Origin of the sequence: Paenibacillus taichungensis (assembly GCF_047302525.1) — a bacterium.
GTDB lineage: Bacteria > Bacillota > Bacilli > Paenibacillales > Paenibacillaceae > Paenibacillus > Paenibacillus taichungensis_B.
Genome location: NZ_CP168020.1, coordinates 6,053,035 through 6,068,936 on the forward strand (window position 1 = coordinate 6,053,035; position 15,902 = coordinate 6,068,936).

Below are 15,902 nucleotides of genomic sequence, written 5' to 3' on the forward strand. Positions count from 1 at the left end.
CATGTTAGAACAACTGAAAGAAGAGGTATATGAGGCGAATCTGGAGCTTCCGAAGCACGGACTCGTGAAGTTCACATGGGGTAATGTCAGCGCAATAGATCGGGATAGTGGCCTGTTTGTCATCAAACCGAGCGGTGTCAGCTATGACAAGATGAAACCAAGCGAGATGGTTGTGGTTGATCTGGACGGCAATGTGGTGGAGGGCGAAATGAGACCTTCCTCTGATACCGCGACTCACGCGGTGCTGTACAAACATTACCCGGAAATTGGTGGTATCGTGCACACCCATTCCACGTGGGCGACCATCTGGGCGCAAGCCGGATTGGACGTACCCGTGATGGGGACGACGCATGCAGATACCTTCTATGGTGCCGTACCTTGTGCCCGTTTCTTGAATCAGGGTGAGATCGATCGGGGCTACGAAGCGGAGACAGGCCATGTCATCATCGAGACGTTCAAACAGCGGGGTCTGGATGTGATGGCGATCCCGGCAGTTCTACTTCATGGTCATGCACCGTTCACATGGGGCAAAGACGCCAAGTCAGCGGTTGTGAACAGCGTCGTGCTGGAGGAAGTGTGCAAAATGAACCTGTATGCGCGGCAATTGAATAACTTTGCAAAAGAACTGCCGCAAGGCATTTTGGATAAACACTATTTGCGGAAACATGGGAAAGACGCCTACTACGGACAAAAATGATATGAGCAGGAAAACAGCGAATTGAAGATTGTTCTGGTTACTGAGTGATCTATATTAGGATTTAAGATTTACACGATAACGGAGAGTGCAGAACCAATCTGTAGAAGCGAAGCTAAAAGCTTTCTGCAAGAAAGCTACTTCGGAAGGATATACTTCGCCTTTATCCCGGGATATCATCCTTATTAAAATTGATCAAAGAAATCCGGGGATAACCAGCGATCGGAAGATGGTACTGCAATCGGAGTGGTAAGTGTAAACCCATTTGTTCAACTATAAAAATGAAAAGAGGATGATTACATGTCAGCAACAGCAGCTAAACAGTTTTGGTTCGTCGTAGGTTCGCAGCATTTGTACGGGGAAGAAGCACTGGGTGAGGTTAAAGCCAATGCACAGAAAATCACGGATGCCCTCAATGCAAGCGGCGTTCTGCCATACCCGCTCGTATTGCAGGATTTGGCGGTAAGCGCAGATAAAATCACGAGTATCATGAAGGAAGTTAACTACCGCGACGAGGTAGCGGGTGTGATCACCTGGATGCATACGTTCTCACCTGCAAAAATGTGGATTCGGGGTACGAAATTGCTGCAAAAACCTTTGCTTCATCTCGCGACACAATTCAATGAAAGCATTCCTTGGGCGACAATCGACATGGATTTCATGAACCTGAACCAAGCGGCTCACGGTGACCGTGAATATGGCTTCATCAATGCACGCCTGAGAAAACAAAACAAAATCGTCGTTGGCTACTGGGAGCGTCCAGAAGTGCAGCAGCAGGTTGCAGACTGGATGGACGTAGCGGTTGCTTACAACGAAAGCTTCAACATCAAGGTTGCTCGTTTTGGCGACAATATGCGCAACGTGGGCGTGACCGAAGGGGATAAAGTGGAAGCACAGATCCAATTCGGATGGACAGTCGATTATTTCGGTATCGGCGACCTCGTGCAATACGTGAATGCCGTAACGGAGCAAGAAATCGATGATCTGATCGCTCAGTATGAAGAGCTGTATGAATTCGATTATGGCACGAACAGCAAAGAAGCTTGGGAAGCTAGCGTACGTGTACAAGCAAGTTATGAAATTGCGATCAAACGTTTCCTGGACGAGGGTGGATACAGTGCCTTCACCACCAACTTCGAAGATCTGCATGGCATGAAGCAGCTTCCGGGTCTGGCTGTTCAACGTCTGATGGCCCAAGGATACGGCTTTGCTGGAGAGGGCGACTGGAAAACGGCTGCACTCGACCGCTTGCTCAAAGTTATGGCCCATAACGAAAACACGGGCTTCATGGAGGATTACACGTACGAGATGGCGGCTGGTCAAGAGGCGATACTTCAATCCCATATGCTTGAAGTAGACCCGACACTCGCCAGCAACAAACCTAAAATCATCGTATCCCCACTGGGTATTGGCGATCGTGAAGATCCTGCACGTCTCGTATTCGATGGCAAAGCAGGAGAAGGTGTCGTGGTATCCATGGCAGACTTCGGAACGCATTACAAATTGTTGATCAACGAAGTATCTGCATTTGAACCGACAGTTCCAGCGCCTAATCTGCCGGTAGCACGTGTATTGTGGAACGTGAAGCCCAACTTCCAGGATGGGGTTAGAGCTTGGATCGAGAATGGCGGAGGTCACCATACCGTAGTATCTTTGAACCTGACTACTGATCAAATCGTGACCTATGCGAAATTGGTGAACCTGGAGTACGTTGTGATTAAATAGTTTTGTTATTCATGAACTTATACAAATTCTTTCCTTATGGCCGGGGGGTTCCCCGGCCCTTTGTCTTGCCATGAGGCGCATGGTGTATGGCCTGAAACGGGTCTTGTGCTCTCTCCAATACAAAGGATAACGTTAGTACCGTCGTCTACGCTCTATTTTGCTATAATAGCCCAAAGGAGGTTATCTATTAATGATGCATACCCAAGAAAGTTTGCTCCACCAACTGCGCCAGCTTGGCATTGACGACCAAGGGACGCTGCTCGTTCACTCTTCCATGAAAAGCATGGGAGAAGTCGAAGGCGGTGCGGATACGGTGTTGGATGCATTGACCGAGTATATGAAGGGCGGACTGCTGGTATTGCCAACGCATACATGGTCCACGATCAATGCGGACAATCCGATGTTCCACGTGGAATCCTCACCATGCTGTGTCGGTATTCTTCCTGAGCTATTTCGCAAACGACCTGAAGTAGTACGTTCTTGGCACCCTACGCATTCGGTAGGTGCCCTGGGACGGGATGCTGAAGCATTCACGAAGGACGATCATCTTTTCGATACACCTTGTGCGAGAGGCTCAGCCTGGGGAAAACTGCTCGATCGGAAGGCAACCATCCTTTTGATCGGCGTTGATCTGAAACGGAACACGTTTATCCATGGTATCGAAGAATGGGTCGACATCCCGGGCAGATTAACGGATGAGCCTGAGATGTTACGTACGGTTTTACCCGATGGAACCGAAATCTCGGTGCCTTCACGGAGACATTGCGGATTGTCGTGGTCGGAGCATTTTTGGAAAGTGGATGACGTTCTTGAACGTAAGGGAGCAATGCGTAAGGGGCAGCTTGGCGATGCGATTGTCAGAGTGTGTGATGCGGCCTTGTTGACGGAAGTAATTACGGGCATGCTCCAAGATAATCCGGATTTGTTCTCAGACAATTTACCTTTGGCTACTGTACACGAATGAGGAGAGGGCCGTCCGGTGACGGAGGGCCCTACATTCATACCTGCTTGCTTCTTACGACAGCTAACAAGGTCTTCTTCCCTCCCGGTTTGCATCCAAACATTCAATTTCATTCACAAAAACGCAAAAATTGCGCAAAATTCAATCAGAGGTTGGTTGGTTTGCCATTGTATGGGCTACTCACCCCATTAGCGGTGTGATAAGATGTGGTTAAATTAACCAATAGCAATAATATAGGAATATCTTTTATAGGTTTATCGAAGGTTCACATAGCGTTAAGGAATAACCCAGTTCAATACTATCTTCGTTGTCGCATGCAAAAAGGAGAAGATTCGTGAGCCCATTAGTATGGTATGATCTCTTTCTATTCGTCCTATTGTTTGGTGTATACGTATATGTTTTTGCTACGGTTAGAATTACGAACTTACATAAGGTTTACTTTTTGTTTCATGGGTTGATGATGCTCTGGCCATTCTGTCAATTTGCGAGTACGTTGACCAAGGACCCCGGCTTGCAGTTGTTCTATGTTACGTTATCTTTTGTCGCCGTTTCCTTACTCGGGAGCGGTTGGCTGCTGCTTACGATCTTCATTACGGGTGAGGCGGAGCGATTAGGCCCAAAAAGATCCTTCCTATTGTTCATCCCTGCGGTTATTGGAGCGGTTGGCGTGATCCTGAACCCATGGGGCTGGTTTGTAACTCCGCTGGAAGGCGGTTATGTCGAGCGGGCATATGGACACTGGTTCTGGGTTGTCATGGCTATACTCGTGAGTTACTTTGTAACGTCCCTCTTTATTTTATTCCGGGCACTTTATTCTTCTCGAACGTCCTCCATGATTAAAAATCAGGTGAAAGTTACGCTATGGGGCATATTCGTGCTGGCTGCTTTTGCAACAATCGACGCTCTACTTAATGTGGTTCTAAGAGCGTATTTACCGTTCATCATTCCCGGACTGACTTCGCTGGGGATTTTCGTGTCTGACCTTTTCTTCGTCTATGTTATTAAAAGGTACAATGTGTTCGATCTGGTTTCCATCGCGCATGAGGATGTGATCAATACCATTCCTTACGGCATCCTTGTACTGGATGAGAATGAGATGATTATTGAATTGAACAAAGCCTCCCGATCCTTCATGGATCTGCATGTGGGGGATTCTTTTGATATGGAGGCATTTCTGAGTTCTGTTCGTGTAGAGGGCAGCCGCCAGAAGTTTCTGGAGGAGTATAAGCAAAAAGACAATACCTTGTCTCAAATTGAAGTACTCGTGGGGCGGAATGACATCCGTCATTATATCCTACAAGCGTCTCCCATTGTGGATGCTGCTCGTGCACCTATTGGACATATCCTTACGTTCCAGGATGTCTCTCAAGAGCGCTTCTATGTAAAAGAAATGAATCGGCAGAATGAGACGCTTCAGGAGCGTAATCATGCCCTGGATCGCATTCGTCTGGAGTTGTCCGAGGCCAATCGCAAGCTGGAAGAACTCGCCCTGACGGACAGTCTAACCAACTGCTATAACCGCCGTTATCTGACTGAACACCTGAATCACGAGGTCATCACCAATATCCAATATAAAACGCCGTTTTCACTCATACTGCTGGATATTGATTACTTCAAAGCGATCAATGATCGCTACGGACATGTCATCGGGGATGAAGTGCTGCATCGCACGGCTCAGGCTGTCAAAGAATCCATTCGGAGCACCGATATTCTAACGCGATATGGCGGGGAGGAATTTATGATCTACCTTCCGCATACCGAACGCCAGCTAGCGCAACAAATAGCCGAACGCGTGAGATCAGCGGTGGAGTCTAACCTCATTGTGGTGGATCATGAGATCGAACAGGTGTCCATTACGATTAGCATAGGAATTCTGTCTATCGAGGATTTTGAAGTTGATCATGTACCGGAGAATCCGGAGGGGTATTTGACTCAACTGTTCGCTGCAGTGGACAAGGCGCTGTATCAGGCGAAGCAGAATGGGCGTAATCGGATTGAGTTTGCTGAGTTTGAGCCGGTTGTTTTATAAATTCATGAAATTTAAAAAGAGTGAGAGGTGTACTCCACTCTTTTTGATTTTATGCTGATGTGTTTAATCAGAATTTTTTTGTAGTTTTTCTATAGTATTAAGAATCTCTTTATTAATTTTCGTTAATGATGCGATTTCATCTGAACTTTTACCACTTATTAATGTTATATGTTCATCCAAAGCTCTTTTGTACTCGGATTCTTCGTTGAATTTGAAGATTTCTTCAGCAGGAACCTGGAATCCATTTATTATTTTTTCTAGAGTCTCCAGAGAAATATTTCGATCTCCCCGTTCAACTCCACCAATATAGCTGTAATGAAGACCTGCTGCTTCTGCTAATTGCTCTTGAGTCCAACCCTTGGCCTTTCTTAACTCGCGTATCCGATTCCCTACACTTTCTGGTAAATTCATATGATCACCTCCACTTAAGGTTAGAAGAGGTTATAGAATCGTTACAGACCAATGGATGCAAATTGATTCCGAATATAATAGTACTTAAAAGTACAATTTATATTGATCTTCTTTTGCTTTACCTATACAATTATTTGAAATGGATAATTAAGGAGGAAACCCTTTTGCGAAAATCTATCCTGAAATCACTTAAACCGGACATTATTGTTGAAATGTTGGACATGGCTGTTGCTTTTGAAAATTGGAACAAGGTGATGGAGACGGCGGACGTTTTGTACCAGTGTGTTGAGTGCATCCGTAAAGAGCGACAAGAGCATCGGACCAAGGGATTACCTTTACCATATATTCATACCGAGCGTCCGTTGATCTATTATTACGGGTTCAGTCTCCAAATGCGGGGCATGGCTCACCAGAAGATGGGGCAGGTGGATCAAGCGCGGGCGTGTATTGACCAGTATGCAGAGCTATGGTGGATGGAGGAGCTGGATGAGGCGGGAATGCAGGTAGTGCAGGAGTTTAGGCATCGAGCACAGGTGAATCGGTATGCGCTGGAGATTGAAGCGGGGCATGCAGAGCTGCTGGAGGAGTATGTGAATTTTCTGCTAGAGCATCCGGAGGAATGTATAGAAGGTTTGAGAACGATTGTGGAGGCAGCGGTTCGGTATCATTGGCAGATTGATCGAGTTTTACATATGTTTGCGAGTCAGGTTCAGGGCGTTGGCAGAGAAGTGAATTCTTTAAACAACGGTGATATGTACCATTACTGTTATCAGCGGGCTTTATATGAACAATGGATGGGAAGGCAAAAGAAAGCGGTGGAGTTCATTTTGCAGGCACTCAGGTTAGCGGATGAGCTTGAGATGAATCGGTATTTCAAAAAATGCGCGGCACTATGGGAATCGTTGCGGGAATGTGCGACGGAGGAGCAGGTTGGGCGGTATCGGGCGTTTTTGGAGGAGATAGGGTAAGGGGATTATTTGCTGGTGATAAGTACTCTGGAATGGGTAAATGCATATAGGACCATAGCACCGATGATGGGTACAGCTTATGTTTTAAAAAATGGTCAAATCAGGATGTTAGCCTGATGGTCTATGTTACAAACTTCTGCTAACATTGGTTAATCCTATTTTAAATGAGCGGAGAAACGTATGAGTACAATCAAAGTTACCCCTGAACAACTACATCACGTATCGAATCAGGTGGATCAAGCCAGACAACAGTTGGAGCATATACGGGGTGATCTGACGAGACAGATCATGTTCATTCAGATGATGTGGATGGGTGCGACGCAGGAGCGGTTTTACTATGAGTTTGAGCAATCACGCCCTATACTGGATAAAGCGCTGGAGAGTATGGTGAATACATCCAAGGGATTGAAGGACATCGCTACGCGCTTCCAGGATGCAGATGCTCAGTTGGTAAGTCTGGGTGGTGCAACTGGAGCAGTCGGTGCCGCAGCAATCATGACCAATTCAGCAGGTGATTCAAGCTCGGGTGATAAGGGATATCGGATGGCACAAATCAATATGTTTGGAAAGTGGGTGTGGATGCCTGTCAACGAGGATGGTGTTGCGGATCAGGCTGCTCTTCAGGCGTATGAGAAGGATCATGGACATCTGGATGTTAATCGCATGGAAGGTGTGAAGGTTGAACCACCTGGGGAGGATATATTTTCACTACAGATCAAGGCATTCCAGAACGGAATACATCCCTATACAGGAGAAACTGTCTCTGATTCTTATGCTCGAACCATGGTTACCTCTCTAAAGTTTGCCCAAGTTTTTATGGCGATTCAGATGGTTCGTGGGAGCTTTCCAGGACGTTCAGGACCGTTTCGAACATCGTCATCCGGTTTGGCAGCAAAAATTAAGAATAATATAAAGAATGCTGAATCAAAAGCAGAGACGACAAAAGTGAAAATATCTGATGTACAGAGCAAATCCATAGCAACAAACACTGGACAATACTCTGGTGGATTAGTTAAGGTTCCAAAAGAAGATAAAGCAGCGGATATGTTAGCAGAAAAACTTAGTGGTGAGTCTAGAGTTAAATTTAATAATGATCCTAATGGGCGTGAATTTGACACAGTAAGTGATCAGTATATTGCTCAAACGAAGCCACCATTAAATAGCTTAGATAAACAATTTAGAAAGCAGGCTAAAGCTACAATAGAAGCAGCCATTGAGACAGGGAGAAAAGCTTATTTTCATTTTGATGGCAAACCCGACGATAGAGTGATAAGACAATTACCCCTTTAATTATGAGAGGATGATAGAATATGTACGAGTATCATGGATGGGCAACAATTAGAGAGAGTGCCTCGTTTGAAGAAGATGACGATCAATATGAATTGGTTATTCAACAGCTTAAAGAATATGTGCAAGAGTTAGAGTGGCCTTCAGGCGTTTTGGACTTAAGAGCAGTAAATGGTGATTTTCAACTTTGGATAGCCGGACTCAATAATCACAAGCCTGTATCAAAGTATGATCCAACCGAAGTGTTGAAAAAGGTAGGGGAAATAGCTCCTGGTTCTTATGGCGTTCTTTATGTAAGAGATAGTGATGATTTGGAATTTTCCAATCAATTTAAGGTGTATTCATTAATTCGGGGCGAGATCGCGGAGCATCATGACACTGTTCTCTCGCCATTTATACCAAAGTTGGAGGATGACTACGAAGAGTAGATATAAATTTAAGACCCAAAAACCAACTTTCAGAGACAATTCAGGCAAAGCAACCAGAATTGTCTCTTTTTATTGAACAAATTAATCTTTCAGCCCTATAACCGGGTTATCTATCTGACATAAACTAGCGTATACTGATGGAATAGCAAATATCTTCAAATTGCATATTTAAATTGACCCATATTATTGATACACTAGATCAAGGTTATATTCATTCAGAGAAGGGGCGGGCCTGTTCAAGAATGGGGCTTGCTGCAATGCCAAATCGATAACGCTTACATCCTTTTGGCAAATATAGGATATAAGGACGGTAGACATGAGCCAGGGACAAACGAGTACAGATGTTATCTTGATTGGTGCCGGAATTATGAGTGCAACTTTGGGAACTTTGCTTAAACAATTGGCACCAGACTGGAATATTAAGGTTTTTGAGAAGCTCGCCAGTGCGGGGGAGGAAAGCTCCAACGAATGGAATAATGCCGGAACCGGGCATTCAGCATTGTGCGAACTTAACTATACCGTTGAACGACCAGACGGATCCGTAGATATTAGCAAAGCCATTAAGGTGAATGAGCATTTTCAAATCTCAAGGCAATTTTGGTCCTATCTCGTCAAAAGCAATCTGATTCGTAATCCACGGGACTTCATTATGCCGCTTCCTCATTTGAGTTATGTACATGGAGAGCAGAATGTCCTGTTTCTAAAAAGACGCTTTGAAGCGTTATCGAAACATCCGTTATTCGTTGGCATGGAATTTTCGGATAATAAGAAAAAACTGGCGGAATGGATTCCGCTGATGATGAAAAACCGCACGGGCAATGAACCGATTGCAGCCACCAAAATTGACTCCGGTACGGACGTTAACTTTGGTGCTTTAACGCGTATGCTAATGGAACACTTAAAGAGCCAAAACGTGGATATCCACTACCAACATAGCGTGAAGAATATGAAACGCACAAGCAATGGATCTTGGGAATTAACAGTGAAAGATCTGGGCAGTGGTGCAGTCAAGCGCCATACGGCGAAATTTGTGTTTATCGGTGCAGGGGGCGGAAGTTTGCATTTGCTGCAAAAATCCGGTATTCCCGAAGGTAAACATATCGGCGGCTTCCCGGTTAGCGGCATCTTTATGGTGTGCAAAAATCCTAAAATCGTGGAACAGCATCATGCCAAAGTATATGGGAAGGCTTCGGTGGGTGCTCCGCCAATGTCTGTTCCGCATTTGGATACCCGATTTATTGAGAACCAGAAGTCGCTGCTTTTCGGACCGTTTGCCGGATTCTCGCCAAAATTCTTAAAGACAGGCTCCAATGCCGATCTGATTACGTCCGTGAAGCTGCATAACTTGCTCACGATGCTCGCGGCAGGCGTGAAAGAAATCTCACTAACCAAATACCTGATCCAACAACTGATGTTATCCAAGGAACAACGCATGGCGGAATTGCGTGACTTTGTTCCAGGTGCCAAGACCGAGGATTGGGATATGGTGCTGGCGGGCCAGCGTGTGCAGGTGATTAAGGATACGGCTCAAGGCGGCAAAGGAACGCTTCAATTCGGCACGGAGGTAGTCACTGCGGCGGATGGCTCGATTGCGGCATTGCTTGGTGCTTCGCCGGGTGCTTCAACTGCTGTTCACGTGATGCTGGAGATCCTCCAGAAGTGTTTCCCGCAGCATATGGATGCCTGGGAACCAAAGATCAAGGAAATGGTTCCTTCCTATGGCGAATCACTGGTTGACAATCTTAGTCTACTGAACCAGATACATGCTTCAACCGCTCGGGTGCTTGGGCTGACGGCTGAGAAATCAGTCGTTCGGATGTAACGAGCTGGTATGCAACCTGTTTACCGTGCGTGTGATAAAGAGCTAAGCCGGCTAAAAACCGTGCTTAGCTCTTTTTTTATGTACCATCAGTTGTATGCCGTTCTTGAGTACTACTCGACACAAGTCAGAGAATTCCCCTTAATTTAACCAGTCGTAATACTTTCGCCCTGTTGGGAGATCGTGGAATCTGAGATGATGGGTTCATCAAAGGTTCGGGTCACGAACTTCGGATCTTTGGTCTTCAGGCTATGGCGATCCTTCCTTCTAACTTCATTGGCGAACTTAGGGTTGCCGCTTTCCTGAAGATCTCAATTCAGAGAGGAGGCGTCCAGGCTATCATATTCCTTCCTTCTACAGCAGACCACCAATTGTAGGGATATGGCTTTCCTGGACTCTTTTATCATGAACAATACAATCTATTTGCGCAGAGCGAACAAACTCATGATCGAGCAAGAACAAGGGGAGAAACAGCTGCCGAAGGTTTATTTGGCGACTGCCCTTAAAAATATAGAAACGCTTGGATACACATTCTCGGATGAATTGATGCAAGCCGTGCGAACGTTATCCAAGGAACAGTTTGAAGCATTGGTTGTCCAGGTTGTGGCTGATCTGAGAATCATGGTCGGCGCACATGTGGACTACAAACCGATGTACCCTGGATTTCCAACGCAGGTGATGGAGAAAGATGAGGTAGAGCTTTACCTGAATGCTATCCTTCATTATCTGACCTTGGTATATCCGAATCGTGAACCCGTGGAAAGAGTGCCTTTGCTGGATAAAGTAAACCTGAAAGTCATTGGCCTCGGAAACAAGGCAGACTTTCAGACGCTCATCCGCCAACTAATTGAAGCGAAGGGCTCCATCTCGGAGACAGACAAAGCAGATATCGATACGGTGCTGGAGCATGCGGAACCGGATGAAGTGGATGCGCTGTTGCCAGTCGAGATTCCTTTTAAGGAAAATGTGGGGTTCGTGGTAGCTTCCTTATTAAAGTATGAAAAGGCCAATATCGACCGAATCGGCCCGTATTTCAGAACGGCAACGGATGTCCTTCGTCTCGCTGTGGCCTGGTCGGATGGCGATGTCAGCCTGGCTCTAGCTTCGCCTTTCCGTAAATTCAAGCGGCGTGAGAGACGCCTGTTGCTTGGTCTCCTGGAGCAATGCGGTTCGATTACGGAAAACATGCTTCGTTATAAGGATCGCTGGATTCGTCTGGGCGAAATTCTGCATCCATCTGAATATAAGCTGCGGTACCCGCGATGCGAGGAAGCTTTTGATATTTTGCGTAATAACAAGTCGTTTACGACCTTTAACGGAAGTGTGGAGCTTGCCTTCCAATACCAGAATGTGTGGAGTCTGATTGAGCTGTTGAAGCAGCGCCCTGGTGAATTTGCGAGAAGATTGGATCACCTGCTGCGTTCTACCACGGATAAGGAATATGTATTGCTGGCGTTTGGAGAAATTCTGGAGCAAGTATCGACCCCGGTATTGTTGCAGGTGAAGCAGCATTTTGCCCGGCGTAATGAGCCGCAGGATCTGCGTGTATTTTTCCCGAAAGGCAATGTAGCGAAGGCTTTCGCCATTCCGAATCAGCTTCCAGAGATGGACGATAATACTTGTCGTGCCGTCGTGCAGATGTGTGAACAGGCGCTGGTGCAGCATTTCGCCGCCCTTCCTTCGCTTGGGAAGACGTATGTCGATCCACAGCTCCATGATTATCTGGTTCCCTTTTCCCAAAGATCGGCGAGCAAGGCCCTTCATACGATTGTTCGAGGAAGCCGAGTACCGATGGCAGAAGGAGACACAATTCGTTTCTTCAACTGGTGGAAGGAAGGGACCGTGAACGGTCAAGCAACGGGGCGCGTGGATATCGATCTGTCTGCAGTGATGTACGATGAGAACTGGAACTATGTAGAGCACATCTCCTATACGAATCTGCGTTCATCCAACTACAAGGCCGTTCACAGCGGGGATATCGTGACAGCGCCTCATGGTGCGAGCGAGTTCATTGACCTGCATATTCCGTCAATTATTGCTTATGGCGGACGTTATGTGGTGGCGAGTCTGCTTTCCTTTACGAGTCATCCATATTGCGATTTGCCGGAATGCTTTGTGGGCTGGATGATGCGGAAGAAGCCAGGTTCTGGCGAGATCTTCGAGCCGTCCACGGTGGCTAACAAGATTGATATCACGGCAGATACGCAGATAGCGATTCCCGTCATTATGGATTTGGTGGAGCGTACGGTAATCTGGACGGATCTGGCGCTGACTAGGCATCCGGAGTATCACAATAATGTGGAGGGCAATCAAAAAGGGATGGTCCTGATGGGCAAAGCCCTGACCACGCTACGCAAACCGGATCTCTACGACTTATTCACACTCCATGCCAAGGCCCGAGGTGAACTAGTGGACACGATGGATCAGGCCGATACGATCTACTCGGTGGATCAAGGAATTACCCCGTTTGATATCGAGCAGATTATGGCGGAGTATTTGGCTTGAGTCCATCACATGTGAATATGGAGGATAGAGAAGAGCGGCGGAGTGCTGCTCTTTTTGTTGTGAATGTAGAATCAGGATATTGGTCGGATGTATTGTGATCTAAATTCTGATAACTTTGGTGGATGGTGTTATATGAGCGAAGAAATATATAGTTACCTAGATGAGTGCTCCCCATTTTAGAATTGGCGGTGAGAGAATGGAACGATTAAAGAACGCTGGATTTTACAAATTAAAATTCTTCATTACACCCCAAGAGTTCAAAAGTTTGTTAGCTCTTTTTGAGCAGAAACAGGCGCAATTTATCAGATCCAACCATGCGCAAACCAAGTATGATTACAATCAGGTATACGAGGCCTATAGCCGATTTTATCAGTTCTATGCTGCTGCTGAAAAAGAGAACAGGGAGGGGGGACACCCTTACTTCGTATATTCGATCTCTTTTGCCCTAGAACAGGAACAGTCCGGATTTTTCGTAAGAAACGAAGCCGTCAGCTTTCCGTACCTTGGACAATGGGCCGAGGACGAATTACCATTCATAATGCTGTCACTTCCTAAAGGGTTTCAAATCAATCTGGAAGATGAAAAAGGGAAATATTATATCTATGAGGATATTCGGGAGCATCAGCCGTTAACGTATACGTTTTATGATGAAGTGGCGAGCGAAATCAAAAAAATGACCAAACTGCTTCGTTTCTCCGTACCTGGAGTAGATGCCATGCAAGAGCAGAAGCCATCCGTTCGTGTCAGCCAACGTGCTGTAAACGAGTTGAAGGACTCTTGGATTTTCAATAAGTATTCTCTTGTTATGAATACCAAATAAGAATAGGCAGCAAGGCCCGTTTTAATTTCCAACTAACTGCAGCGCCACTGCCGTCAAGAAGAACACAAAAGCCAAAGTTGCCGCCGAAGAACGAACCACGTCTAATCGCTCCCATTGTCTCACTAACTGCTTCCAATTGCGTGGTGGTACATCGGGATTCCAGGCGAGCGCACCTTTGTTAATAGGCACGGTACCGATAAGTGTAGTCAAAATAAAGATAAGTAAAGCAAGAACGCCTGCCCAGCGGAAGCCGAATCCGGGTTCGGAACCATTCATCATGAGAACTGCAACCCCTGAAATGGCCGTGGGTAGAAAGATGGCAGGTACAAGTAAACGTAATTTCAGTATTAGTGCTTGGCGAACCCGAATCTGCGAAGGTTCATCCAGTATAGTTAGGGACACATGCACTCCATACCGTACCACAAACTCTTCACCAGCCAGGATGCCGGCTAGAAAGATACTTACAAACTCAATAATAATCTGATACATAAGGAATATCCTCCTCGTGAATGTTGACGACTGTAGTTGAAGTATTGTTTAACGGTAATACACAATTGTGAATTCAACATGAACGAGGGGAGATAATGAATACCATGGATTTAGGGAGGGGATCATCATGGCCGAAAAAACACCTATTATTGAGGTCGTTCCATACGACCCGCAATGGAAAGTCGCTTTTGAACAGATAAAAGAAATGATAATCAGTTACATTGGTGACTTAATTCTAAGAGTAGAGCATGTGGGCAGTACATCGGTTGAGGGTTTATCAGCTAAACCCGTTATCGATCTGGATGTTGTCATTGATAGCTATGATGTACTCCCAGAGATTATTAAGCGGTTGACACTACAAGGGTACGAATACCAAGGGAATCTCGGCATTGAGGGAAGAGAAGCCTTTCAAAGGACGTTTCAAGATGAACATATGAAGTATCATTTATATGTTTGTCCTAAGGATGGAAAAGGGTATCTGGAACATATCGCGTTAAGAGACTATTTAAGAGATAATGAGACGGCGCGCAATGAATACCAACAATTAAAAATCAGGCTAGCGGAGCAGTATCGATCCGATATCGATCGTTATTGTGATAATAAAACCGCGTTCGTCACAAGGATATTAAAAGAGACACTCTATCGTCCCGAAAGTTGAACATTTCATCTGTGGCTAAGTTGGTGACAATCGCCTTTTTTGGAGCAGGCAGCACCTAAATGATATAATTTCTACAACGAATAAGAGAGGGAGGCAAGATCAATGAATGATGAACTCTTGGAACGGCTAGAGGCTTGGCATGAACAGGATGAATTTGAAGAGATTGTGGATGCGATTACAGAGGTTCCGGAAGAGGAGCGGGATTATATTCTGGTCAACCATCTGGGTAGAGCGCTGAATAATATGGAGCGTTACCAGGAGGCAGTGGAGCAATTCCTGTCGGTTGAAGCAGAGGGACAGAATGATCCGCTTTGGCATTACCGCATTGGTCTGGCGTATTATTATTTGGAGCAATATGAGAACGCGCGTGAAGCTTTCGAAGCAGCGGACCGATTGGAGCCGGGAGATGAGGATACACAGGAGTTCCTGGAATGGATTCGGAATAAAACAGCAGACAAGCTTACAGAAGAAGTGGTAGAGGAGCCCGTGGATACAGTCCACTCGGTGACTGAAATCACCATCGAAGCTGCACCTGGTATCCATGCCGAATCGACGAGCTTCTGGAATGACAGTCCAGCAAACGTCGATCAATATGTGTTGTCCCCTCCTACCGATGAGCAAATTGAAGCGGTGGAGGAGCAATTGGTGTTCAAGCTGCCGACATTCTATGTGAACATGATGAAACTACATAATGGTGGTGTTCCCCACTATCGTTATTTTCCGGTTAGTCAGGCGGAGAATGATGGGAAGATTCAAGTTGAAATTTCGAATATCCTGGGTATTGGACGGGAAAAGGCACATTCACTGTGTGGAGAAGCTGGAAGCCGGGTGATCATCGAACAAGGGGGGTACCCCGAAATCGGTGTCGTTCTGTCTGAGTGCCCTTCCGATTCGGAGGTCGTGATGCTGGATTATCGTGAATCTGGCAATGCCGGTGAGCCCGAGGTTGTTCATGTGAATAAAGCAGAAGGCTACAAGATCACTTGGCTTGCGCCCGATGTTGAGACCTTTATTCAAGGTTTGGTGAATGAGGGAAATCAACCTGCAAACCTTGAGGGTTCACTGTAAAGAAGGTTATAGCTTCCTGTTATATAAATATTGAAGAGGC

14 protein-coding genes are annotated in these 15,902 nt (G+C 46.0%); 12 read left to right on the forward strand and 2 right to left on the reverse strand.

The features are described from left to right. Position 1 precedes the first annotated feature (1 nt). The 4 genes from ACDJ58_RS27555 to ACDJ58_RS27570 all read left to right on the forward strand — a co-directional run bounded on the left by ACDJ58_RS27555 (position 2) and on the right by ACDJ58_RS27570 (position 5,409). On the forward strand, positions 2–697 hold the full coding sequence (locus ACDJ58_RS27555; protein ID WP_413373941.1) for an L-ribulose-5-phosphate 4-epimerase: 696 nt from the start codon (positions 2–4) through the stop codon (positions 695–697). A 297-nt stretch (positions 698–994) separates the two neighbouring features. Next, a complete protein-coding gene (gene araA, locus ACDJ58_RS27560; RefSeq protein ID WP_413373942.1) occupies positions 995–2,419 on the forward strand; it encodes an L-arabinose isomerase in 1,425 nt (474 codons plus the stop codon). A 193-nt stretch (positions 2,420–2,612) separates the two neighbouring features. After that, on the forward strand, positions 2,613–3,383 hold the full coding sequence (locus tag ACDJ58_RS27565; protein WP_413379851.1) for an AAC(3) family N-acetyltransferase: 771 nt from the start codon (positions 2,613–2,615) through the stop codon (positions 3,381–3,383). Between the two features lie 331 nt (positions 3,384–3,714). After that, positions 3,715–5,409: a diguanylate cyclase gene (locus ACDJ58_RS27570; protein WP_413373943.1), complete on the forward strand. Its 1,695-nt coding sequence runs from the start codon at positions 3,715–3,717 to the stop codon at positions 5,407–5,409. Positions 5,410–5,472: 63 nt separating this feature from the next. Here the strand turns inward: ACDJ58_RS27570 and ACDJ58_RS27575 are convergent, their stop codons facing one another. Beyond that, the gene (locus ACDJ58_RS27575) at positions 5,473–5,820 is read right to left on the reverse strand and encodes a helix-turn-helix domain-containing protein (RefSeq protein ID WP_413373944.1); all 348 of its coding nucleotides are present in this window, start codon (positions 5,818–5,820) and stop codon (positions 5,473–5,475) included. Positions 5,821–5,984: 164 nt separating this feature from the next. On the opposite strand from ACDJ58_RS27575, the gene ACDJ58_RS27580 reads away from it, so the two are divergent. The 6 genes from ACDJ58_RS27580 to ACDJ58_RS27605 all read left to right on the forward strand — a co-directional run bounded on the left by ACDJ58_RS27580 (position 5,985) and on the right by ACDJ58_RS27605 (position 13,647). Continuing rightward, positions 5,985–6,788: a DNA-binding protein gene (locus ACDJ58_RS27580; protein WP_413373945.1), complete on the forward strand. Its 804-nt coding sequence runs from the start codon at positions 5,985–5,987 to the stop codon at positions 6,786–6,788. 180 nt (positions 6,789–6,968) lie between these two features. Beyond that, complete coding sequence (locus ACDJ58_RS27585) at positions 6,969–8,078, forward strand: WXG100 family type VII secretion target (protein WP_413373946.1); 1,110 nt, start codon at positions 6,969–6,971, stop codon at positions 8,076–8,078. A 20-nt stretch (positions 8,079–8,098) separates the two neighbouring features. Then, positions 8,099–8,503 (forward strand): Imm7 family immunity protein, encoded by a 405-nt coding sequence (locus ACDJ58_RS27590; RefSeq protein WP_413373947.1) that lies wholly within the window; start codon positions 8,099–8,101, stop codon positions 8,501–8,503. Between the two features lie 316 nt (positions 8,504–8,819). Continuing rightward, positions 8,820–10,325 (forward strand): malate dehydrogenase (quinone), encoded by a 1,506-nt coding sequence (gene mqo, locus ACDJ58_RS27595; protein ID WP_413373948.1) that lies wholly within the window; start codon positions 8,820–8,822, stop codon positions 10,323–10,325. Between the two features lie 402 nt (positions 10,326–10,727). Then, positions 10,728–12,827, forward strand: coding sequence for a TerD family protein (locus ACDJ58_RS27600; protein WP_413373949.1), 2,100 nt, complete (start codon positions 10,728–10,730; stop codon positions 12,825–12,827). Between the two features lie 196 nt (positions 12,828–13,023). Further along, on the forward strand, positions 13,024–13,647 hold the full coding sequence (locus ACDJ58_RS27605) for a hypothetical protein (RefSeq protein ID WP_413373950.1): 624 nt from the start codon (positions 13,024–13,026) through the stop codon (positions 13,645–13,647). A 21-nt stretch (positions 13,648–13,668) separates the two neighbouring features. On the opposite strand, the gene ACDJ58_RS27610 is transcribed toward ACDJ58_RS27605, so the two are convergent. Beyond that, complete coding sequence (locus ACDJ58_RS27610) at positions 13,669–14,136, reverse strand: anthrone oxygenase family protein (RefSeq protein WP_413373951.1); 468 nt, start codon at positions 14,134–14,136, stop codon at positions 13,669–13,671. A gap of 127 nt (positions 14,137–14,263) precedes the next feature. Here ACDJ58_RS27610 and ACDJ58_RS27615 point away from each other — a divergent pair, with 127 nt between their 5' ends. Together ACDJ58_RS27615 and ACDJ58_RS27620 are read left to right on the forward strand one after the other, a co-directional pair. After that, on the forward strand, positions 14,264–14,794 hold the full coding sequence (locus tag ACDJ58_RS27615; RefSeq protein ID WP_413373952.1) for a GrpB family protein: 531 nt from the start codon (positions 14,264–14,266) through the stop codon (positions 14,792–14,794). Positions 14,795–14,896: 102 nt separating this feature from the next. Further along, complete coding sequence (locus tag ACDJ58_RS27620) at positions 14,897–15,862, forward strand: SMI1/KNR4 family protein (protein WP_413373953.1); 966 nt, start codon at positions 14,897–14,899, stop codon at positions 15,860–15,862. Positions 15,863–15,902: the final 40 nt, after the last annotated feature.

Excerpts from the sequence above, each read along its gene's own strand:
- ACDJ58_RS27555 (WP_413373941.1), top strand. The coding sequence starts at position 2 with ATGTTAGAACAACTGAAAGAAGAGGTATATGAGGCGAATCTGGAGCTT.
- araA (WP_413373942.1), top strand. The coding sequence starts at position 995 with ATGTCAGCAACAGCAGCTAAACAGTTTTGGTTCGTCGTAGGTTCGCAG.
- ACDJ58_RS27565 (WP_413379851.1), top strand. The coding sequence starts at position 2,613 with ATGCATACCCAAGAAAGTTTGCTCCACCAACTGCGCCAGCTTGGCATT.
- ACDJ58_RS27575 (WP_413373944.1), bottom strand. The coding sequence starts at position 5,820 with ATGAATTTACCAGAAAGTGTAGGGAATCGGATACGCGAGTTAAGAAAG.
- ACDJ58_RS27585 (WP_413373946.1), top strand. The coding sequence starts at position 6,969 with ATGAGTACAATCAAAGTTACCCCTGAACAACTACATCACGTATCGAAT.
- ACDJ58_RS27590 (WP_413373947.1), top strand. The coding sequence starts at position 8,099 with ATGTACGAGTATCATGGATGGGCAACAATTAGAGAGAGTGCCTCGTTT.
- mqo (WP_413373948.1), top strand. The coding sequence starts at position 8,820 with ATGAGCCAGGGACAAACGAGTACAGATGTTATCTTGATTGGTGCCGGA.
- ACDJ58_RS27600 (WP_413373949.1), top strand. The coding sequence starts at position 10,728 with ATGAACAATACAATCTATTTGCGCAGAGCGAACAAACTCATGATCGAG.
- ACDJ58_RS27605 (WP_413373950.1), top strand. The coding sequence starts at position 13,024 with ATGGAACGATTAAAGAACGCTGGATTTTACAAATTAAAATTCTTCATT.
- ACDJ58_RS27610 (WP_413373951.1), bottom strand. The coding sequence starts at position 14,136 with ATGTATCAGATTATTATTGAGTTTGTAAGTATCTTTCTAGCCGGCATC.
- ACDJ58_RS27615 (WP_413373952.1), top strand. The coding sequence starts at position 14,264 with ATGGCCGAAAAAACACCTATTATTGAGGTCGTTCCATACGACCCGCAA.
- ACDJ58_RS27620 (WP_413373953.1), top strand. The coding sequence starts at position 14,897 with ATGAATGATGAACTCTTGGAACGGCTAGAGGCTTGGCATGAACAGGAT.